General features: G+C 60.0%; 12 protein-coding genes. 3 read left to right on the plus strand and 9 right to left on the minus strand.

From position 1 onward, the window contains the following. Positions 1 to 156: 156 nt before the first annotated feature. The gene (locus FN369_RS11075) at positions 157 to 312 is read left to right on the plus strand and encodes a hypothetical protein (RefSeq protein WP_178087657.1); all 156 of its coding nucleotides are present in this window, start codon (positions 157 to 159) and stop codon (positions 310 to 312) included. Between the two features lie 695 nt (positions 313 to 1,007). Here the strand turns inward: FN369_RS11075 and FN369_RS03565 are convergent. The 6 genes from FN369_RS03565 to FN369_RS03590 form a co-directional block, all read right to left on the minus strand. Beyond that, a complete protein-coding gene (locus FN369_RS03565) occupies positions 1,008 to 4,223 on the minus strand; it encodes an efflux RND transporter permease subunit (protein WP_142524833.1) in 3,216 nt (1,071 codons plus the stop codon). Next, positions 4,220 to 7,429 (minus strand): efflux RND transporter permease subunit, encoded by a 3,210-nt coding sequence (locus FN369_RS03570; protein ID WP_142524834.1) that lies wholly within the window; start codon positions 7,427 to 7,429, stop codon positions 4,220 to 4,222. The genes FN369_RS03565 and FN369_RS03570 overlap by 4 nt, the downstream gene beginning before the upstream one ends. Before the next feature lie 592 nt (positions 7,430 to 8,021). Further along, entirely contained in the window at positions 8,022 to 8,594 is a 573-nt protein-coding gene (locus FN369_RS03575) for an RNA polymerase sigma factor (RefSeq protein ID WP_246189523.1), read from the minus strand. A gap of 149 nt (positions 8,595 to 8,743) precedes the next feature. Beyond that, positions 8,744 to 10,312, minus strand: a complete 1,569-nt coding sequence (locus tag FN369_RS03580; RefSeq protein WP_142524835.1) for a TolC family protein — start codon at positions 10,310 to 10,312, stop codon at positions 8,744 to 8,746. 39 nt (positions 10,313 to 10,351) lie between these two features. Beyond that, complete coding sequence (locus tag FN369_RS03585; protein WP_142524836.1) at positions 10,352 to 11,920, minus strand: TolC family protein; 1,569 nt, start codon at positions 11,918 to 11,920, stop codon at positions 10,352 to 10,354. 310 nt (positions 11,921 to 12,230) lie between these two features. Continuing rightward, positions 12,231 to 13,109 carry a phosphoribosylaminoimidazolesuccinocarboxamide synthase gene (locus tag FN369_RS03590; protein WP_142524837.1) on the minus strand — a complete coding sequence of 293 codons (879 nt, stop codon included), beginning with the start codon at positions 13,107 to 13,109 and terminating at the stop codon, positions 12,231 to 12,233. A gap of 141 nt (positions 13,110 to 13,250) precedes the next feature. Between FN369_RS03590 and FN369_RS03595 the strand changes: the two genes are divergently transcribed. Together FN369_RS03595 and FN369_RS03600 are read left to right on the plus strand one after the other, a co-directional pair. Further along, complete coding sequence (locus FN369_RS03595) at positions 13,251 to 15,821, plus strand: glycosyltransferase (RefSeq protein WP_142524838.1); 2,571 nt, start codon at positions 13,251 to 13,253, stop codon at positions 15,819 to 15,821. 5 nt (positions 15,822 to 15,826) lie between these two features. After that, entirely contained in the window at positions 15,827 to 17,674 is a 1,848-nt protein-coding gene (locus FN369_RS03600) for an ABC transporter ATP-binding protein (protein ID WP_178087658.1), read from the plus strand. Positions 17,675 to 17,684: 10 nt separating this feature from the next. On the opposite strand, the gene FN369_RS03605 is transcribed toward FN369_RS03600, so the two are convergent. The 3 genes from FN369_RS03605 to ftsA are packed head-to-tail and all read right to left on the minus strand — an operon-like array spanning position 17,685 to position 21,345. Continuing rightward, entirely contained in the window at positions 17,685 to 18,893 is a 1,209-nt protein-coding gene (locus FN369_RS03605) for an XRE family transcriptional regulator (protein ID WP_142524840.1), read from the minus strand. A gap of 41 nt (positions 18,894 to 18,934) precedes the next feature. Then, positions 18,935 to 20,080 (minus strand): FtsZ/tubulin family protein, encoded by a 1,146-nt coding sequence (locus tag FN369_RS03610; protein WP_142524841.1) that lies wholly within the window; start codon positions 20,078 to 20,080, stop codon positions 18,935 to 18,937. A 29-nt stretch (positions 20,081 to 20,109) separates the two neighbouring features. Next, positions 20,110 to 21,345 carry a cell division protein FtsA gene (gene ftsA, locus FN369_RS03615; RefSeq protein ID WP_142524842.1) on the minus strand — a complete coding sequence of 412 codons (1,236 nt, stop codon included), beginning with the start codon at positions 21,343 to 21,345 and terminating at the stop codon, positions 20,110 to 20,112. Between the last annotated feature and the right edge of the window lies 1 nt (position 21,346).

Genomic DNA, 21,346 nt, shown 5'->3' on the forward strand with positions numbered 1-21,346 from the left:
CCACCCAGGCACGCTCCCGCCTCCACGGCTCCCGCCTCCGGCTTCCCTGGCCGTTCCGGCAATGCCGCCGTCAGCTCCGGTTTTCTCGCCTCCGGAAGATCGCCCGGGATTGCCACCCCCGGTTGAACTGATCCCCTTGCCCCCAGCCGAGCTCCCTTGACCGCCCGCTACCGGGTGATCCTTGAGTTCGTGGGCTTTCTTCATGTCCTTCACGGCTTGGGCATCTTCGGCTTTCCCCTTGCGCTCCAGGTGAGCCGCCCTCATCTGATCGATTTGCGCCTGCTGGGGATGGCCCTCCTGCTTTTCGATTGAGGCCGCATCTCGGTATCCTCGCGCAAGTGCCTCATTCCCGGCGGCTTGATCCTGTAAGTTCGTGGCTTCTGCCCTCAGTTGGCTCGCGCTCTGGCCTTGGCCAGTAGACGCATTCTCCGCCAACGTCCCCAATAGTGGAGCCACCCCGGTGGCATCAGCAGCGTTAGGATTGTCTCCTCCCGCTTCTTGCGCCTGAAGTAGGGAGTAAGGGGTCGCGCAGATCAGGAACCCTGTCATCAGCCACCACTTTCGACCAAGCCGCCTCTGTCGTTTCATCTCCTGCTCCTCCTTTGGGTTGTTTGAATTACGTAATCGTCTGCAAAACTTGGACTCCTTCTTAAAAGCTGAGACGTATCCGCTCAGCGGGTTCTTAGAAAAAACTTTCGGAAAGAAGGGACGGGAAAATCGGTGCGGTCGGTCTTTCCCTCTCGGACCGAGGCATGGCGAGTACGAGCTCCCTCCGCTTTTCCTGGAGCGAAGGCCATGGTTTCCTGGTAGAGCTGCGGCGCTTCTCTTCTCCACCGAGGATGGATCGATCTCTCTTCCGCGTCGTGGAAAGAGCCTTCGAGAGCCAAAAACGCCCTGGCGCCACCGCCGGAACTCGTCAGGCAAGACCAATCACGTTGCCTATCCCTTTTGCCCGCGAATTCCCGCTCTTGTGTAGGAGCGGAGGGAAGGCCGTGGAAGAATAATAATTATATCGAAGCCTTCGCCAACTCGGCCTCCACTTCTTCGAGACGCTTCCGCCGGCTTAAGGGCGCCAGCAATGAATAGACGCAGGGGACGACGAAGAGGGTGAAAAACGTCGAGACGAGAATCCCGCTGATCACTACGACAGCTAGAGGCTTCCGGACTTCCGCGCCGGGGCCGACGCCCAATGCGGCCGGCAGCGCCGCCGCGATGGTGGCGAGCGAAGTCATCAAGATAGGCCGTAGCCGGATCGCGGCCGCGTCGAGTAGGGCTTCAGGGAGGGGCAGCGCCTCTTCGAAGCGCTTCTTATTAAAGAACTCGACCAGAAGAATCGAGTTTTTCATCGCCAGGCCCATGAGCAAAATGATCCCGATTCCACTGTAGATGTTGAGCGACATCCCGGTCAGATAGAGCCCTTGGAGGGCTCCCGTCAGGGAAAAGGGGATCGCCACGAGCACAACCAGGGGATAGAGGAAGCTGTTGAACTGAGCGCCCAAAAGCATATAGGCCAAAAGGATTCCCAGAGCGAAGGTCACGGGGAAGGCGGCGAACGTCTCCTTGGCAGTCTGGCTGCTGCCTGTCGGCTCCACGTCGTAGCCCGGAGGCAACTCTTTCCGGCAGATCGCCAAAGCGGTGTCCAAGGCCTTCGCCTGAGAAACCTCGGGCTTCACGTTGGCGAAAAGGGTGATCGCCCGCCTGCGGTTTTCCCGAGTGATGTCGAGCAGCTTCGGCACGATCCGTAGCTCTGCGATGTCTTTGAGCCGGATCATCTCTCCTCCATAACCCGACCAGAGCGGAAGATCGGCTACATCCTCGGGCTCTTGCCACTGCCGTGGTTCGAGTCGAATCCGTACGTCGTAGCGGCGGTTATCTTCCAGATTGGTATATTGCCCCTGGCGCACTCCTCCGATCGCCGTCCCGACGACATCGGCGATCGTCTGCATGCTTATGTTCGATCCGGCAGCCTTTTCCCGGTCGGGCACTACCTCCAACTCGGGCATCCCCGTTCGATAGTCGGTGTCCAAATCGGAATAGAAGCCGGTCGCCTCCATCTGGCGAAGAATCGCGTCCGCTTTGGATTGAAGAACCGCATAGTCGGAACCGCGCAACGAGAGCTCAATGTTCGTCCCTCGCTTGCTGCTGAAGGCACTCTGGCTGATATCGATTACCTTGATGTGCAAGTCGTCGTACGAAGGTTTCCGAAATTCCTTCCGCCAAGCACGAATGATCTCCTGCAGATGCTGACTCCGCTCCTTGCGAGGTTTGAGCGTGACGAAAACCGCCCCATGGTTCACTTCTCCACCCGAATAGCCGCCTACCGTGGTAAAAAAGTGAGCGACCGTCGACTGCTCCTTTAGGAAGGACTCGAGCTCCTGGACTCGGGTGCTCGTATATTCCAACGAGCTTCCTACAGGAGTTTCCACGCGGAGAAGAGCCATACCGAGGTCTTCGGAAGGGGCAAGTTCCCTGTGTAGCAAGGGGAAGACCCGGAGAGAAAAGAGGAAGAGTCCGAAAGAAACGAAGACGACGAGCCACCGGTGGTGGAGGGCAATGCCGAGGAGAGCTCGGTAGACCTTCCCCATTTTCCGATAAAAGCGCTCCAGCCAATTTTCGATCGGTCCAGGCCCGTGCGCCCCGCTCACGAACTCGGCGCAACGCATCGGGGCCAAAGTAACTGCTTCCAGAAGAGAGATGAGGACCGCGCAAGAAATCATTGCTCCGAACTGGAAGAGGAATTTGCCGACGACCCCCCCTAAGAATGCAATCGGAGCAAGAACGGAAACGATCGTCAGAGTGGCGGCCCCCGCCGCGAAAAAGATCTCCCGGCTTCCGTCGAGAGCCGACTGCTCCGGGCTCTTCCCCAACCGATGATGGCGGGTGATATTCTCGAGCACCATGATGGAATCGTCGACCACGATCCCGACGGCGAGGGAGAGGGCCAGCAGCGTGAAGAAATTCAACGTAAAGCCCATCGCCCGGCAGAAGATGAAGCTTCCCAGAATGGAAATCGGGATAGAGAAGAGCACGTTCACGGTGGTCCGAAAGGAGCCGAGAAAGGCGAGGCATACCAAAGTCGTCACAGCGATGGAAAAGAGTAGAGTGAAGGCGGTTTCCCGGATCGCCTCGATTGTAAAGACGGACGAATCGAAGCGCGGGCCGATCTTCATGCCCGGGGGCAAATCGGGCTTCAGTTCGGCCATAATCCGTTTGGCGGAATTCGCCACTTCGATCTCGTTGTATCCGCGAAGCTTTTGCAGCCCCAATCCCACGGAAGGCACGCCATCGCTCCGTGCGAACCGGCGAGGATCCATGATTCCATCCTCGGCCCGTGCTATCTGCCCTAGCGGAGTGAAGGAATCGGCCGGGCCTCGTACGTTGCTCAGGACATTGGTGGCAAAACTCGTGGCACCGGCGGCCCCGGTCATTCCGGGTTGCGCAGAAGCAATCCCGGTCAATGGGGGCAGATTGGCTCCGCCGGAGCCTCCTCGGTGGTTGAGGGCCAAGCCGCCCATCTCTTCCGGAGACCGAACCTCGCCCATGACGCGGACGTTGATCTCGTTCGTGGCGCTCTCCAAGTAGCCGGAAGCCGTTTCCTGGTACTCGGCTCGGAACAAATTGAGAACATCGTTGGGGGCGACTTGGTACTGCGCGAGCTTGGCCCGGTCAAGCCAGACACGGAAATTCCGGTCCGTCCATCCTCCGAGCTGGATATCTCCAACACCTCGAACGAGAGAAAACTTGTCGCGAACGTTCGTGTCCACGTAACGAATCAGATCCTTGAGAGGCCGATCCCACGTCACCGCAAGCCAGAGGATCGGGGAATCGTTCTGATTCACTTTGAAGATTACGGGCGGATCTACATTGTAGGGAAGTCGTACCGAGCGGATCTTCGAATTCGTCTCCTGCAGGGCGGCGTCGATGTCCCGATCCAAGCGAAAATCCAATTGAATCCGTGCAACCCCCTGCATGATCGTGCTCGTGACGTCTCGAATTCCCTGCACCGACATGAGCACCTCTTCCAAAGGGTCGACTACCTCAGCTTCCATCACCTCGGGGGAGGCCCCGGGCCACTGCGCGACGACGGTCAAGACCGGATAGGTCACATCCGGCAGGCGGCTGATCCCTAGAGAAAAAAGGCAGAGAATGCCGAAAAAGACCAAGGCCGCCATCAGCATCCAAGCGGCAACCGGTCTACGGATCGCAAGTTCGGGTAAGTTCACGGGATCCCATCCGGGCTCTGGGGTGCCTCCGCATGCTCCCATACCGCGGGTGCAGGACGCTCCCGAGCCGGAGGCGAGGGCTGGCGAGGTCTTCTTTCCAGCCGCGCGAGCACGCGGTAAGCGGCCGGGACGACGAAGAGCGTAAAGAGGGTGGAAACCGTCACTCCCCCAAGGATCGTGATAGCCATGGGAATCCGGCTTTCGGAGCCGGGACCGATCGCCAAGGCCGGAGGAAGTGCCGCCGCCAAGGTCGCCACCGAAGTCATCAGGATCGGACGGAGCCGGATCGGACCCGCCTCCAACAATGCTTCCCGCACCGGAAGCCCGTCGAGTCGCCGCTTTTGGTTGGCGAACTCGACGAGCAGAATCGAGTTCTTCTTCGCGATCCCCATGAGCAGCACCAAGCCGATCATGCTATAAAGATTGATCGACTGATGCGTCGCCCAGAGGGCGAGAAGGGCTCCGCTCAAGCTGAATGGGAGCGCAAGCAAGACGGTAAAAGGATGAAGGAAGCTATTGAATTGGGACGCGAGAACCATGTAGGCGATGACGACACCGACCCATAGGGCGAACTCGAGGCTGCCGAAGGTCTCTTCGAAGGCCGCTGCTCCTCCGCTCCAATGCACTCGATATCCGCGGAGGACATATTTCTCGGCGATCTTTCGGGCCTCGGCCAGAGCCGCTGCTTGCGACTTCCCCGGCGCGGCGTTCGCGAAGACCGTGATCGCCCGTTCCCGCATCCGCCGGCCGATCGTCTGGTAGGTAGGGACGGTCTCGAAATGGGCGACCGAGCCGATCGGCATATATTCGTTGGAGTTCGTGCGGACGAAGAGCTTTTGAATGTCCCCCGGCGTAACGCGCTCCCCGCCTTCCAAGCGGATCCGAATGTCGTAGCGCCGATCTCCATTCGTGAATTGGCTCTGGGCAATGCCTCCGATCGCGACCGCTACTGTGTTCGCGATGTTTTGAATCGGCATGGCGCAGGCATTGGCCGCGAACCGATCGGGGAATACCCGGACTTCCGGCATGCCGTCTCGGAAGTCGGTATCGAGATCGACGAAGTAGCCGGATTTCTTCATCTCCTCAGTGATCTTGTCGACCTGCTCCCGGAGGACCTTGTAGTCCCGACCTCGCACGGAGAACTCGATCGGAAACCCCCTTCCGGTAGTAAATCCCCGGATCGATAGGTCCTGGAGGGCCACCTTAAGACCTCCGAGGGCAACGAGCTCAGCCCGGAGGCGATCCCCCAACTGTTGCTGCGTGAGCTTCCGCTCCGCCTTGGGCTTGAGGGTCACATAGACCGTGCCCACATTGACCTGCGCATCGATCAGGTTGCCGTCGCTCGCCCCCGTGCGCTGCAGGAAACCGCCTACCTCCCCGAATACTCGAGCCACCTCGGGGTGGGCGGCGATGATCGCCTCACACTCTTCCAGCTTCCTTTGCGTAAGGTGAATCGAAGAGCCGACGGGCGTCTGGATACGAACCAGAAAGGACGACTCGTCTTGCGCGGGAATCAGCTCCTTGGGCAACACTGCCAGAAAGCGCAGGGAGAGAACGAAGAGGGCCGTAGCCGCAATGAGAATCAACCAGGGGTGATCTATGCAGATGCGCAGGAGGAGCCGATATGTCCGTGACAACCCGCAAAAGATCCGGTCCATGAGCCACGCGAGTCCTCGCCGGTGGCTCGGATCTTCCAGGAGCTGAGAACAACGCATCGGAGTGAGAGTGATCGCCTCGAGCAGCGAAAGCGCGACCGCCGCGGTGATCGTGACCCCGAACTGGTAAAAATATTTCCCGATAATCCCGCGCATGAACGCCACCGGTAAGAAGATGGCCAGGATCGCCACCGTTGCCGCCACGGCCGCAAAGGTGATCTCTCTCGCTCCGATCTGGGCGGCCAGCACCCTCCCTTGGCCCATTTCCCGATGGCGGACGATGTTCTCCAAAACCATGATCGCATCGTCGACGATGATGCCGATGGCCAGCGATAGGCCGAGAAGCGTGAAGAAGTTGAGCGTAAAGCCCAAGAAATAGAGGACGATGAAGGTCCCGAGCACGGAGGTAGGGATCGAGAAGAGGACATTGAGGGTCGAACTCCACGTTCCCAAAAACAGATAGCAGACTACCGCCGTCACCAGAGCCGAGAGAAGAAGGGTGAACAGGGTTTCCTGAATCGCCTCTTCGATATGCTGCGTCCGGTCATAGACCACCTTGACAGCGAAACCGGGAGGCAAATGGCGCTGGATCTCCTCGAGCTTCTGCTTCACCGCCCGGGCGACCGCGACTGAATTCGCTCCCGGCTGCTTCTTGATCCCCAGTCCCACGACCGGATGTCCATCCGTAACCGCAACCCTTCGGATATCATCGAGACCGTCTTCCACCCGAGCGACATCCCGAATATGAATCGGGGATCGATAGATAAGCTCGGTCCCTCGTTTTTTGATCTGAATGTTACCCACCTGCTCCGGAGTCAGACCTTCCCCCATCGCCCGAACGTTCATCTCTCGTCGCGAGTTTTCGAGGTATCCGGCCGCTACCTCGACCTGCTCCTGCTGAAGGGCGGTCTGAACGTCGAGGACGGTAAGCTGCAGCGGCTTGAGCTTCTCGTTGTCCACCCAGATCCGTAGGTTGCGAACGTTGTAGCCGGCCAGGACGATCTCCCCGACTCCGGGCACGATCTGGAACTCGTCGTGTAAGACCAAGTCTACGTAGGTGACAAGGTCGTGGAGCGTCTTGCCCGTGCCGGAAACCGAAAGGATCAGGATGGGCTGTTCCTCCGGGTTATCCTTGGTCAAGATGGGCTGCGCAACAGGCTGTACGGTCTGCGTGGCGGCCTGGGTGGTCGTGTCGTAGGGGAGCTTGACGGAGCTGACTTTCGACTGGACCTCGGTCAATGCCGCATCGATCGGCCTGCCGAGATCGAACTCGAGGATGACCGATGCCTGTCCTTGCTCGATAAAGGATGTGATATTCCGGAGCCCCTGCGCCGAAATCACGGCTTCCTCGATCGGATCGACGATCGCCGTCTCCAGGATCTCCGGGGCAGCGCCCGCCCACTGGAGGTTGATCGTCACTACCGGAAAGTCGATCTCCGGAAGATCGCTCACTCCTAGTCGGCCAAGAGAGATGGCGCCGAAGACGATGAGCCCCGCCATCAGCATCCATGCGAAGACCGGCCGACGAATCGAGAGATCGGAGAGAGTCATTCGGATGTCCCATCCCTCACTGGTCAGAGCCCGCGATCCGCTTCCCTACGGGGATCCTTCCGTCCCCTCCGGGCGGAGCTCCCCGAGAGAACACAAACGATTTACCGGACGATTCGAGAAAAAGTTGTCCGCTTCGTGCCGTAGCCCTCCCTCCCGAAGCCGCCCGCTAGAGGCCGCCCGAAAAGGCTCCGGTTTCCATTGCCTCATCCGGAATAAAGGAAGGCACGACTCGTTCTTGGGATATTTTCCCATGTTGTCCAGCCCGCGCTCCTTCGAAAGCGCCTGGCGCGGGTAAGCTGGGGGGGGTCGGAATCACGATGACCGGGCCATCCGAACGCTGCTGGAAATAACCGCCGCCCCCAGGGAACGTCCTCCACAAGCTCTTCTGCGCCGCGCCGCTGTCCGGCGATCGCTCCAAGACTTTGGTCTCGCTAGCCGTCGCGGCTCCCAAAGCAATCGAGAAAAACCATACGGCGAATACGAGAATAGCGAAGACAATCCGCCTTACACGCCCCATGGAAAAGAGTGTAACCGCTTATTCCCCGAGAGAAAAGGAACGAAAATGAGAAGAACCGGATCCTCTTGCCATCCGCTACCGCTCTCCCAGAAGGAACGGCAGGGACTTCCGCAAGGATTCTCGTGCACGGAAGAGCAGGGCTCGCGTCGCGCTCAAAGACAAGCCGAGCACTCGTCCGATCTCCTCATAGGAGAGATCCTCGTATCCCTTCAGGAGCACAGCCAGCCGCTGCTTCGGCGGAAGGGACGCGATCGCTCGCTCGACTAGATCGATCCGTTCTTTATCCAGAAGCATCTCCGCGGGAGAGCGGGCCGTGGTTTGGGAACTTCCCGCTCCTGGATCGTCTCCCGTCAGAATCAGAACCTCGGCGGAGGGGCGGCGGCGGAACTCATTCAACACAAGCCGTCGCAAAATCGTAAAGAGCCAAGTCCGGAATTTTGCCGTCGGCCGGTACCGTTTTGCCGCCCAATAGACGCGGAGGAAGACCTTTTGGGTAATTTCCTCGGCGAGGAAGCGATCCTGCAACATCTTGAATGCGGTGCCGAACACCGCGAGTTTGTGACGCTCGATCAACAAGCGAAAAGCCTCATCATCGCCCTTGGCGATCCTCGCCATGAGCTCTGCATCCTGGAATTGTTCCGGTACCACGCTTTCGTATCCCGTTTTGTCGCTCCGGCGGTAGGGAACGGAAGCCCCCTTCCCCTCAACCGAATCGCGCTATCTTCCGGACGCTCGGGTCCGCCCCCGGGGTCGTTGTCGTCCCTCGCAGAAGGAAGCCGATGGAAGAGTGCTCTGCCTTAGGGAGAAGAGAACGGCATCACCGGAGACGTCCCGGGCCCGGAAGGCGAACTGGTTTGCAGCATGTCATGAAGCGGAAGGCCGGTGCGATCTGGATTCCCCGAGGCCAAGCCCGCCTGGACAAAGAGATTTACCAATTGGTAACGCGCATTCATCTCGTTCTGATGGAGCGCGAGCCTCGCTTGCTGATAGGTATTCAAGGCGACGAGCACATCGAGAAGTTGCGCCACCCCTCGCTCGAAGTCCTGCCGCTGCGCCGCGTAATAGAGCGCGGAAACTTCGACCTGTTCCCGATATTGGAGAACCTGCCCTACGGCGGCATTAAAGAGAGCAAAGGCGATTCGAAGATTTTGATCCGCGGTACGCTTCAAATTCTCCACCTGAAGCTCGGCGGAATGGACGAGCGCTCGCTGCTGGCGGACATATCCCACGTAAAGGCCGCCGGTAAAAAGCGGCATCGTCGTCACGATATTCGTGTTCCAGACTACGGGAGAAACAGGCTGATGGCTCAGGAAGTACGTGCCGGTCAACGCAGTGCGAGGGCCGAACTCGCCAATGGCCACCGCCAACGTCGCTTTCTGGGAACGCAAAAGCTGCACCTGGGCAAGAATGTCCGGGCGGGTCCCCACGTGCACCAAGTATTCTTCCAAGGATTGGGATCCAGGGAAAGCTTGGCTCTCCTTCAAATCGATCTTCTCCGTGCCGATGCCCAAATAGTAATTGAGCACCGCTTTGTACTGGTTCCTCAGCCCGACATAGTTTTCCCGCGAGGCGACCGATGCCGCGAGATTTGCCTGTCCTTGAAAGACGTCGGCCGGACGAGAACGACCAACTTTCCATCGGTACTGAAGCTCGTTCACGAGCCCCCGGAGGGCGGCAATCTGATCTTCCAGGATGATCACGCTGCCTTCATAATTCAGTTCCTGATAGAAGGCTTGGGCGACATTCAAATAGAGGTTCTGGTAGTCCCACTGCATCGAGTAGGTCTGCGCTGCGGCGGTCGCCCGCGCCGCCGCGACTCGGTTTTGTTGCCGCAAGCTATCGAAAAGAAGCCAGGTCGAGTTGATCGAGTTGAAGGAGAAGTAGCCCTGGGAAGCTCCCACCGCCACTCCGCCCACGGTGGGAATCACTCCGGTCGTGTTTTGGAAGCTCTGCATGTTCTCCCAGGAAAATTGCGGAGCGAATGCCGACTGCGTCTGCGCTACCACCGCCTGCTGCGCGCGCACGGTCTGATAATCAATCTTCAACTGATCCCAACGGATCGCCGCCAGCCGATAGCACTCAGCCAAGTCGATTGCTATTGGATCGGACCGTTTTCCGGCGATCGGGGAAACGGCTTCCAGCATCGTTTCCAGAGAAGGGAGATTGGAAACGGCGGGACGACTCGGGGCCGGCAGAGCCTGAGCCGGCAGGGCCCGTGCGGGCCAACCCGGCCGCCCCGTTCCCACCGCCTCCTCCTTCTGAGCCGTGACTCGGCACGGAAAAAGGGCCGGCAAACAAAACGCTCCGGCGGCGAGAATCGCCAATGATCGCTCCGACCCTTTGCGTCTCCTGAGCTCCTCTTTCATAAAACGGACCTTCCCGCGCCGACTGTCGTTCACCGACCGCTACGGAATCGAAGCCTTCAACACCGGCGGGCTATTCGGACCCACCGGCGGTCCGGTGCGAAGGACATTCTGCAAAGGGAGGCCGGTGGCATCGATATTGGTCGGCGTCAGGCCCGCTTGGACGAAGAGATTCACCAACTGGTAGCGAGCATTCATCTCGGTCTGATGCAAAGCAAGCCTCGCCTGCTGATAGGTGTTCAAAGCCACCAAAACGTCGAGGAGTTGGGCGACGCCACGCTGAAAGTCGTCCCGCTGCGCCGCATAATAGAGAGCCGAGACTTCGACCTGCTCGCGATACTGGAGTACCTGCTCGACCGCGGCATTGAAGAGAGCAAAAGCAATCCGAAGGTTCTGGTCGGCCGTGCGCTTCAAATTCTCCACCTGGAGTTCCGCGACATGGACGAGTGCCCGCTCCTCTCGAACGGTCGAGGTGAGGAGGCCGCCGGTAAAGAGCGGCATCGTCGCCACGATGTTGACGGTCCAAACGACCGGAGAGTCCGGCTGGTGGCTCAAAAAGTAACTTCCCGCCACTCCGGCACGCGGGCCGAAATTTCCAATGGCGACCGCCAGCTGAGCCTTCTGCGCACGCAAGAGCTGCAGTTGGGCGAGGACATCGGGCCGGCTCCCTACATGCACCAAATACTCTTCCAGGCTCTGTGAGCTGGGGAAAGGCTGCGTCTCTTTGAGGTTGACCTTCTCCGGACCGATTCCCAAGTAGTAGTTGAGCGTCGCCTTATACTGATTCATGAGCCCGACGTATCCCTCTCTCTGGGCGACCGCCGCAGCCAGGTTTGCTTGCCCCTGGAAAACGTCCGCGGGACGAGACCGCCCGATCTTGAGCCGATACTCAAGCTCGGTTACGAGTCCTTGCAGAGCGGCAATCTGATCCTCCAGAATCGAGACGCTCCCCTCATAGTTCAACTCTTGATAGAACGCCTGGGCGACATTGAGGTAGAGCATCTGGTAATCCCGCTGCAACGTGTAAGACTGCGCCGCAGCGTCCGCTCGAGCTGCGGCGACGCGGTTTTGTTGTCTCAAGCTGTCGAAGAGCAGCCAGGTAGTGTTGATGGAATTAAAAGAGAAATACCCCTGGGATGTTCCCACAGCCACCCCGCTGACGGTGGGAATGACCCCAGTCGTATTCTGGAAGCTCTGCATGTTCTCCCAAGAAAACTGCGGGAAGAACGCCGACAAGGTCTGCGTCACCACCGCCTGCTGAGCTCGTAGGGTCTGATAGTCGATCTTCAACTGATCCCAACGGATCGCCGCCATCTGATAGCAGGCGGCTAGATCGAGTGCCTTCGGGTCGGACCGCTTCCCGGCGATCGGCGAGACGGCTTGCAGAAGCGCCTCGAGAGGAGGAGCATTGCCAGGAGCGGGACGTCCTTGCACCGGCTGCTCATAGGCCGGCAGCGCCCTGACCGGCCGAGTCGCCTGCGCTTTATCCGCCTCCAATTCGAGTCGAGCGAGAGCCGACCGGAACGGGAGACTGAAAAGAAGGACTACTCCCACACCCGCAGCGGTCAATCGCCGCGTCGGCCTGCTCTGCCTCGCCCTCGTTTGCTTCACAACACCCAATCGCTCCCAAGAGGCTCTTACCAAGCTTAGCGCTTCCTCCCGAAGAGCCGGTTACCGATATAACCGGGTGGCGCGAAAAATGTCTCGCTTCCGCTAGCGCCATTCTCCCGATTCGCGAGAGCGTGTCAACGGACAGCGGCGCTGAAACGGATCGGCGTCCACGATCCTTCTCGGCTTCGGAAGGCCAGCCGGTCCAAGCACTCCCTCTTTGACGGGCGGACCCTTGGATCGGATCGCAGCCGCCTTCCCCGCAATTCGTATCCGCCACGCCGGATAGGGCGTGCATGCGGGGCGAACGGCGCTATACCTGCTCTCCAAGCTCCGGGAAGAGCCGCTGCAACGCCTCCCGATACTTCGCTTGCGTTTTTGCCACGATCTCCTCGGGCAAAGGAGGTGCAGGCGGCTGTTTATTCCAGGGAAGCGCTTCGAGGTAGTCCCGCACGAACTGCTTGTCGAAACTGGGACAGGGTCCTCCAGGATGATATTCCGACAGCGGCCAAAGCCGCGAGCTATCCGGGGTCAGAACCTCGTCGATCAACAGGAGCTCCTCTCCTTGCATTCCAAACTCGAACTTCGTGTCCGCGACGAGGATCCCCCTCTCCAGCGCGTATCGCCTCCCCGCTTCATAAAGCTCCAAGGAGAGCGAAGAGACTCGCGCATGCAAGGCCGTTCCCAACAACTCCTCCGCCTCCGATGCGCTCAGCGGCAGATCATGCCCGACTTGGGCTTTGGTCGTCGGAGTGAAAATCGGTTCCGGCAAGGAATCCCCTTCCCGCAAGCCAGCGGGAAGAGAGATCCCCGCCACGGTCCGGCTCCGGCGATACTCCTTCCAAGCGGAGCCCGCGAGATACCCGCGCACCACGCACTCGATCGGCAACGGTCGACACGGCCGGGCTCGGGTCAGCCGTCCGGCCCACTCCGGAAAAGGAATCTCCGCCGGGAGGTCGTAGCTCAAGGCATGGTTGGGGCAGAGGGAGGCCAGAAGGGAAAACCAGCCTCGGCTGATCTGCGTGAGAATTTTCCCTTTGCCCGGAATCGGGGTAGGCAAGATGCAATCGAAGGCCGAAATCCGATCGGAGGCGACCAGCCAAAGCTCATCGCGCCAGGCGTAAAGATCGCGCACCTTTCCCTGGTGAACCAGCCGGAGACCGAAATGGGCCAGCTCCTTTTGCGTCCTCACCGTCTCTGTCTACTCCCTCCGCTTCCGTTCCGTAAAGCCTGCAACTCTCTGCCAGTTCGGCGGGCAGCCGCCTTGCCAACCTTCCCAAGGAATCGCTAGGATTCTCTCCGAGAGCCGCTTAGCGGCGCAGCGCCATGCCGGGTGCTGCTCCTATCGTGTATGGGCATCGCCCGCGTCCAAGTTCGCGCGAAGTTTTTCTTCGAAGAGGAGCGGAAGTTTCCTATTCAAGGAGTAAGCTACGGACCGTTTGCTCCTCGTTCGACCGACGGAGCCCCGTTTCCTGAGCCCGCGACCATTCGCAGCGACTTCTCGCAAATGAAGGAGTGCGGCTGCAACGTTCTCCGCGTTTATCACATTCCTCCCCTCGATCTGCTCGATTCGGCGCTCGATCACGGACTGCGGGTTCTCATCACGATCCCATGGGTCGAGCGCACGCTCTTTTGGAAGGATCCCGCGATTCTTCGGAGGATCGAGGAACATGTCCGACAATCTGTCCGGGCAAGCGCGGGTCATCCGGCGATTTTCGCCTACTTGGTAGATAACGAGATCCCTCCGGATCTCGTTCGCTGGGCCGGGATCCGGAGGATCGAGCGCCACATCGATTCGCTGATCCGCTTGGTACGGGAAGAAGATCGGGAAGCGCTGGTAAGCTACGCAAATTATCCGCCGACCGAATACCTCCGTCCCTCGTCGGTCGATTTCGTCAGCTTCAACGTATATCTTCACCGACCGGAAGAGTTGCGCGCCTATTTGGCGCGCTTGCAAAACCTCTCCGGTGAGAAGCCTCTGCTGATATCCGAGTTTGGCATGGATACTCGCCGCCATTCGGAAATCGAGCAAGCCGACCTGCTCGCGGGCCATATCGAAGCGGTTTTTCAGAGCGGCGGAGCCGGCACGATCCTTTTCTCATGGACCGATGAATGGTTCACGGGCGGATCCGAAATCTCTGATTGGGCATTCGGACTGGTGAGGAAAGATCGCACTCCGAAAGAAAGCTTCCATCGGGTAAAATCTCTCTTCCGCTCTTGGAACGATCCGCTCTTCCGCCGCTTCCCCCTTCGACAGCTGCCAAAGATCTCCGTCATCGTCTGCAATTTCAACGGCGGCCGCTTCCTGGGAGACTGCATCCGCTCTCTCCAGCAACTCCAATATCCCGATTTCGAAATCATCGTGGTCGATGACGGTTCGACGGACGGCTCGCGCAAGCTCCTCGAAACCTTTGAAGGAATCCGAGTGATCCATCAGGAGAACGGGGGCTTGTCGGTCGCGCGAAACCGAGGAATCGCCGCTGCGGAAGGAGAGGTTCTTGCGTTCACCGATGCCGATTGCGTAGTCGACGAGGATTGGCTCTATTTTCTGGCGAGCGCTTTTCAGTCTGGCGATCTCGCTGGCGTGGGAGGACCGAACATCGCTCCCCCTCCGGCTACCGCAGTCGAAGCCGTCATTGCGGCGGCTCCCGGTTCCCCGTCTCATGTCCTGCTCACGGATCGGTTAGCGGAACACCTTCCCGGATGCAACATGGCCTTTCGGCGTACCGCCCTGGAGAAGATCGGAGGGTTTGTTCCGGAATTTCGGGTTGCCGGGGACGACGTCGATCTCTGTTGGAGGCTTCTCGATCAGGGTTTCGCTCTCGGCTTTTCGCCCGGCGCCCTGGTTTGGCACCGCCGGCGTTCAACCGTTTCGGCTTACCTCCGACAGCAAGCCGGCTATGGGAAGGCCGAAGGCCTGCTGCGCTTCCGCCACCCGTCGCGTTTCCGGTCGAGCGAGACAGCCTTCTGGAGAGGTCGAATCTATCCTTCGCCCGCTCCCCGCATTCCGATTCTCGAGCCCATCGTTTACCGCGGCGCTTTTGCCAGCGGCCTTTTCCAATATCTCTACGCTCGCCCTGCGCCTTCCTGGTTCTGGGTCGTCACCAGCATGGAATGGTTCGCGCTCGCTCTCCTATCCCTTGCGCTGAGCTTCCGCTGGCCCTGGTTTCTCGCTCCGACGCTCCTACTCGTTTTGGCTGGCATCATTCCGGCGGCACTCTACGGATTCCAGAGCCGACTCTCTCCGCGATTCGCAACGGGAACCAATCGATTCCTCCTGTCGGCCTTGGCGCTTTTACAACCGCTGGTTCGAAGCCTTCTCCGACGGCTTACCTGGCTGCGCGGCAAGCCCGCACCGACCACCCCGGAACCGTTGCCGGAAATTGCTCGGCTGGAGGGAGCGCTCTTGCAGGAGGGAGTGGCCCTTTGGAGCGAATCGGGCATCGAACGCATCGGCCTCCTGGACAGGATTCAGTCGGTGTTGGAGGAGGATCGCTATTTTTCCGTCGTAGACGACGGCTGGAGCGATTGGGACATCCAAGTCTTTGCCGGACCATGGTGGCAAGTCCGCCTCCGCACCTTGACCGAGGTCTATCCTCAAGGCGCAAGGCTGCTGCGAGTGGCTATTCTGCTCAAGCCGAGCCCTCTCTCCGCGCTTGCCTTGGTAGGCGGCGGCTTCTCGATCGCCGCGGCCTTCGTCGCCTTTGGTCGACCCGCCCTGCCTCTCCTCGCAGGCGGCATTCTGACCTTGCTTCTCTGGCTCCGAGAGGGGCTTCGTCTTCGCCGCTGCCTTGCCACCCTGATAGGCAGGGCGGGTCAGCGACTCGGTCTGATACCGGTTTCCTGGCATCCTTTCGGCTCGCGTCCCGGCCCGCGCTTCGACCCGCCGCAAGAGGAGCGATAATTCTCATGTCGCGAAAAGCGAAAATCGGGGATGCCGCAGCGAACCGCCGAACCCGACTCGGCGATCCGCTCGGAACTCGAAACTCCCCGTGGACCGTCTATCGGGACGCCCTTCGCTTCTTTTCCGAGGTCTCCGGCGCGGCGCTCTTTGCTTCTCTTCTGCTTCTGCTCACCGTGGCGGCGAGTCTTCTGCGCCCTTGGCCAGTGCAATGGCTGATCGACAACGTGCTGCTTTCGCCCCACGCTCCTCTTCGCTTCCTCGGCAAGCCGCTCTCCCTCTCCGAAGCCGCCTTCGGCGCCGCCTCGGCCCTGGTTGGATTTTCCCTTCTCCACGGAGGCCTCAACCTCTGGGCCAATTCCCTGCTCTATCGGATCGGGCTGCGCGCTCTAGTCTCGCTCCGCACCGAGCTCTTCGACTGCTTGCAAAACCTTCCTCTCTCCTATCATCGAGGCCATCTGACCGCGGACTCGTCCTATCGAGTCGCATACGACGCACAAGCGATCCAAACGGTTCTTCAGAAAGGACTCGGTTCGGTTCTCGGATCGAGCGCCACCTTGATCGGGGCTGCTGTCGTTCTTTTTCGGATGAATCCGCTTTTGGCGGCCTGCTCCCTCGGCATCCTTCCCTTCCTCTGGATCGTCATCATCCATTTCGCAGGCCGGATCCGCAAGGAGAGCGGAGAAGTCCAAGAGAAGGAAAGTCTTCTTCTCGCTCAGGTCTCGGAAGGTTTGAGCAACGTGCAACTGCTTCAGGCTTACGGGCGGGAGGAGGAGTCGCTCTCTTCCTTCCGTCGGCACGCCGAGAAGAGCGGGCAGGCCAATCTCCGATTCCTTTGGACCAACAGCCTGTCGGCCTTGGCCGCGACGGCCATTACCGCCCTTGGGTCCGCTCTCGTCCTCTTCGTCGGCGCCCAACAAGCCGCCGTCGGTCGCCTGACCGTAGGTGAGTTGTGGATTTTCCTGAGTTATCTGGCATTGCTCTACCACCCTCTGGAACAACTCTCTTATACGGCATGGGCGCTGGAGGACGCGGCGGCTCGGCTTGGCCGCGTCTTCGAAGTCTTGCGAGTCGCAGACGCAATCCCGGATCCGCCAGGCGCAAAACTCTTCCCGCGCACCCGAGGGGAAATCTCCTTCGACCACGTTTCCTTCTTCTACGATGCGCGGCGACCGATTCTCCGGAACCTCTCCTTACACGTCGCTCCGGGGCAGCGGATCGCAATCGTCGGTCCGACCGGAAGCGGAAAAAGCACTTTCCTTTCCCTGCTTCCTCGATTTTTCGAACCATCGGATGGCGCTATCCGAATCGACGGCATCGACATTCGTACGGTAACGAAGCGCTCGCTGCGCGAGCAGATGGCGATCGTTCTCCAGGACACGATGATTTTTCAAGGGACCGTTCTGGAGAACATCGCGTTGGGACGCGCTTCCGCTTCCTTTCCGGAAATCGAGAAAGCGGCGCAAGCGGCGCGGGCGGATGAATTCATCGAGCGGCTCCCGCAAAAATATGAGACTCGGATCGGAGAGCACGGACTGACCCTGAGCGGCGGGCAGCGGCAGAGGATCGGGATTGCCCGGGCCTTCTTGCGACAAGCCCCGATTCTTTTGCTCGACGAGCCGACAGGATCTCTCGATCCGGCGGTCGAGGCCGACATCATCCAGAGCTTGCGCCTGCTCTTTTCCCGCCGGACGACCTTACTAGTCACCCATCGGCTTCATCTCGCCTGCGAAATGGATTGGATCTACGTCCTGAACGAAGGTCGCTTTGCCGAATCGGGCCGACATCGCGACCTCCTCGCTCAGCACGGCCTCTATCGTCGGCTTTGGGAAGCGCAGAATAGCGGAGGAACCTAGTCGTAGCCGATCAACCTTTGTTGGACCGGTCGCGTTCTTTCTCGAATCGCGCCGCGACGGTGCCGATCCGGCTCACATCGTATCCCGGAAGAGCGGCGAACTCGGTCCGCAACCGGCGGTCCGAGAGGAGGTCGAGGAGCAAGGCAACCGTGGGATGTTCGGTCTGATCTTGCGGCACGATCCAATCAAATTCGCTTGTGCCCAGAGGAAGGAAGGCTACCCCTTGGGCCTCCGCACAGGCGCGGTTGGTCAGGGATGCATCGGCTACCCCGAGACGGACCGCTCGAGCCGCAGACACGGGGCTGGGAGCAGCCGTTTCATATCCTCGGATTGCCTCTTCCGGAATTCCCCGCTTCCGAAGCAGATCGTCCAAGAGGGCTCGGCTTCCCGACCCCGGATCCCGATTGAGAAATCGCAATCCTGGATTGATCAAATCTTCCACCGAACGGATGCCGGCCGGATTGCCCGGCGCGAGAGCGATCCCCTCCTCCCACTGGGCGAAACGGATCAACATTCCGCCGAACTCTCGCAGAGCTTCCCGTGCGAGCACGACGTTATTGCGGGCCTCGTCTGCGGGGAGATGGCAACCCGCGAGATGCGTCTGCCCAGCGCGAAGGGCTGCCGCAGCCTCTTCGCTCGCACACGAGATCCAGCGCAGGCGATCCCGACTGACGGCGGCGAGTCTCTCCACGAGCAGACCGATGCCCGGGTCGCAGCCGAGAAAGAAAGCGCTCCGTTGAATGGCGGAAGCCGACGAAAGCAGCGTCCACCCGCCTCCCCGGCCTTCTCCCGGGAGAAGAGCATCGGCCGCCGTGAAGGCACCGGAGCCCTCTTCGATCCTTTCCACGGGGTAGGGCACCAACCGGCCGCGCACGTCCGCCAACACGATCCGCCTCCCCCCTGCTACCCCGGGAAACGGGCCGGACAAGAGAGGAAGATCGATTCTGTCCCAGCAAGGAAAGAGCTCTTCGACACGGCTTCCGAGCGTGCGAGCAAGACGGATCGCCACGAGAGTGTTCGGAATGTAGCGCCCCGTCTCGATGGAATGCAGCGCTTGGCGTGTAATCCCGATGAGCTTCGCTAGCTCTTTTTGCGAAAAGCCTCTTTCGATCCGTTTTTGCCGGACGGGCTTCTCGAACTCCGCAGCGCGGGCCTCGGATCCCCGAATTGGTTGTCTGCCATTTGCCATGAGTCCTTTTCCGAGATCCCCTCTCGCCATGACCGCGTTCGATTACAGAACCAAGGAAGGATCGGACCGATTCATTCGCCGGCGAATCGGCTCCCGCTTCTGCGTCGAAAGGCGGGAATATCGAGATTCTCCCCCTTGTGCATGGTAGCCGTGGTCTTGGCAAACGGAGCACTCTCCGCAGGGAAAGAAACCCGCCGTCCCTCGCGTTGTACTCCGACCGCCGCTTCTACGGGAAGCTCGGAGGACGTCCGCATCGGCTCGTTCCGAGCCTCCTCCGAAAGATCTTGTTTCTGGAGCCGAGAAACGCATCGCCCGAAAAGAAAGAGCCCATGATTTCGCATCGGGCGAGCTGGCGATCGCCCCAAAACACAGACGGGCGTCCCCCTCGGGAGAAGTTGGGCCAGCTTCTCCCGGGCTTCGTCCTGCATACCAAAAATCTCCTCATCCGTCTCGAAGTATCCCACGCAATAATCGGCACTTTCCGCCGCCTGCCGGAAGTCGCTCCTCTCGAAGAGGGCCAATGGGGATCCATCCGCGCGGGGCCCCTTTTCCCAAAAGACGCGGCAATCCTCAACCCTACGACCGGCGGAAAAGGGCGACGAGTCCGCCCCACCTTCCAGGGAAACGGATCGGACCCCTCCGGAGGCGATCTCCCGCCATAGGTCCACCCATTGTCCGACCCCGGCCTGAAGATCCCGCAGCCGGCGCCGCACATCGGCGACTCCGGGGGTTGACCCGTTTTGTACGACCGGCGCGGTCGAGAAAAGAAACAACGAGGCCTCGGCGGGGAACTCGTCGCGAGCGATCTCCGCTGCCTTTCGTCGCTCCTCGGCTTCGAAGGGAAAAGGAAGAAACGCGAAGATTGCAGTGGGAATCTCCCGCTCCACCGACTTGAGAGAAAGAGCTTCCGCCACCGTCGCTCCTGTCGCGCCGGCAAGCCCGGTGAGAATCAGCAGCGAAGAGCAGCCCGTCAGCAGACTCTCGAGCCGCTGGTTCTCCTGCCCTACCATCCGCCATGCAAGATCCCGACTTCCAAAACAGCCGAGCCCTCCCACGAGGTTGGGAGCCAGAAGGAGCTTTTCCCCTGCCAGCGACCCTTCCACCGCGGAAAGCTCTCCATCGCATGCAAAGCTCCCCTCCGGGGAATCCGACAGGAGAATCCACTCATCCAAGACGTTGATCCCCGCCGAACCTGCTCCGACGATGCGAACGCTCATTCTCCATTTTCCCCAGATCGCGCTGCCGCCTAAAAAAATCGGATCCCGGAAAGAAATCGTCGCAGCGACCTGCCCATACGGTTCCACCGACCACCTTCGCCCTCTTGCATTTCTGCGATCCTCCCATAGCGCAAGAGACCCAAGACGGTCGCCCAATCCTGTTTCCCCTCGCAGGAGACTTCCCCGTCAAAGGCGAGAAGCCTCCCGGCTTGCACGGGCCGATCAAAGATCTTTCCCGCCAATCCCTGGACTCCGTCGAGCCGGGATCCTCCGCCCGTCAGAATGATCGTTCCGGAAAAGCTCTCCCAAAACGGCTGCGCCTCCAAATCCTCTCGGATGATCTCGAAGATCTCGGCCTGCCTGGCCCGAAGGACGTCGACGATCAGGGACATCGGCACGAATCGCTGCTCATAAGGCCCTTCGGCCGGTAGACTGACCCGCCGGTACGCCACATCCTCCCGTACTTCCACCGTCCCGCTGCTTTTTTTGAGTTCCTCGGAGCGGGGGAACGGAATTTTCACCGCGACGGCGAGATCGTTGGTGAGATGATCTCCTCCCACCCCGAGCGTCCCCGAATGGGCGACGTAGCCGTTCCGATAGACGATATAATCGGTAATTCCCGCCCCGCAATTGACCACCACCGCACCGGAGCTTTTCTGCTCCGGCGCGAGAAGGGCCTGTGCGGTAGCATAGCTGGATAGGGCATACCCCTTGACGCGAAGGGAAAGTCCCGTCACGCAATGGATGGTCGTCTGCAGACGCGTCGCAATCCCGGAAACCAGATGATAGTCGGCCATCAAGCGGCGGGAAAGGAGTCCCACGGGGTTGGCGGTCGGCGTGCCATCGTCGAGAATGTAGGTCTGCAACAAATCGTGAAGCAAGATCTGACCTGGTGGTAGCGCTTGCTGCCGTACGAGTTGACGCAGCTCTCGCAGATGGCCCTCCTCGATCATGGCTCCCTCCGCCCCTAAATCGAGGGCCAGGCGACTTTGGAAAGAGCGAATATGCGCCCCCGAAATCGCCAAGTAGACCTCTCCAATGGAAACCGCAGTCTTTGCTTCCGCATCCAAGATCGCTTGGTGGATTGCCTTTTGCGTCATCTCGAAATCGGTGATTTCGCACTTACGAACATGCGTCGAAGGGCTCTCCGCGACTCCGAGAAGAGAGAGAGAGCCTTCCGCATCGAGCTCGGCAACCGCGACTTTGATTTTGCTCGTTCCCACCTCCAACCCGACAAGAACCGACCGAGACCTGCCGCCAAACATC

Origin of the sequence: Methylacidimicrobium cyclopophantes (genome assembly GCF_902143385.2) — a bacterium.
Taxonomy (GTDB): domain Bacteria; phylum Verrucomicrobiota; class Verrucomicrobiia; order Methylacidiphilales; family Methylacidiphilaceae; genus Methylacidimicrobium; species Methylacidimicrobium cyclopophantes.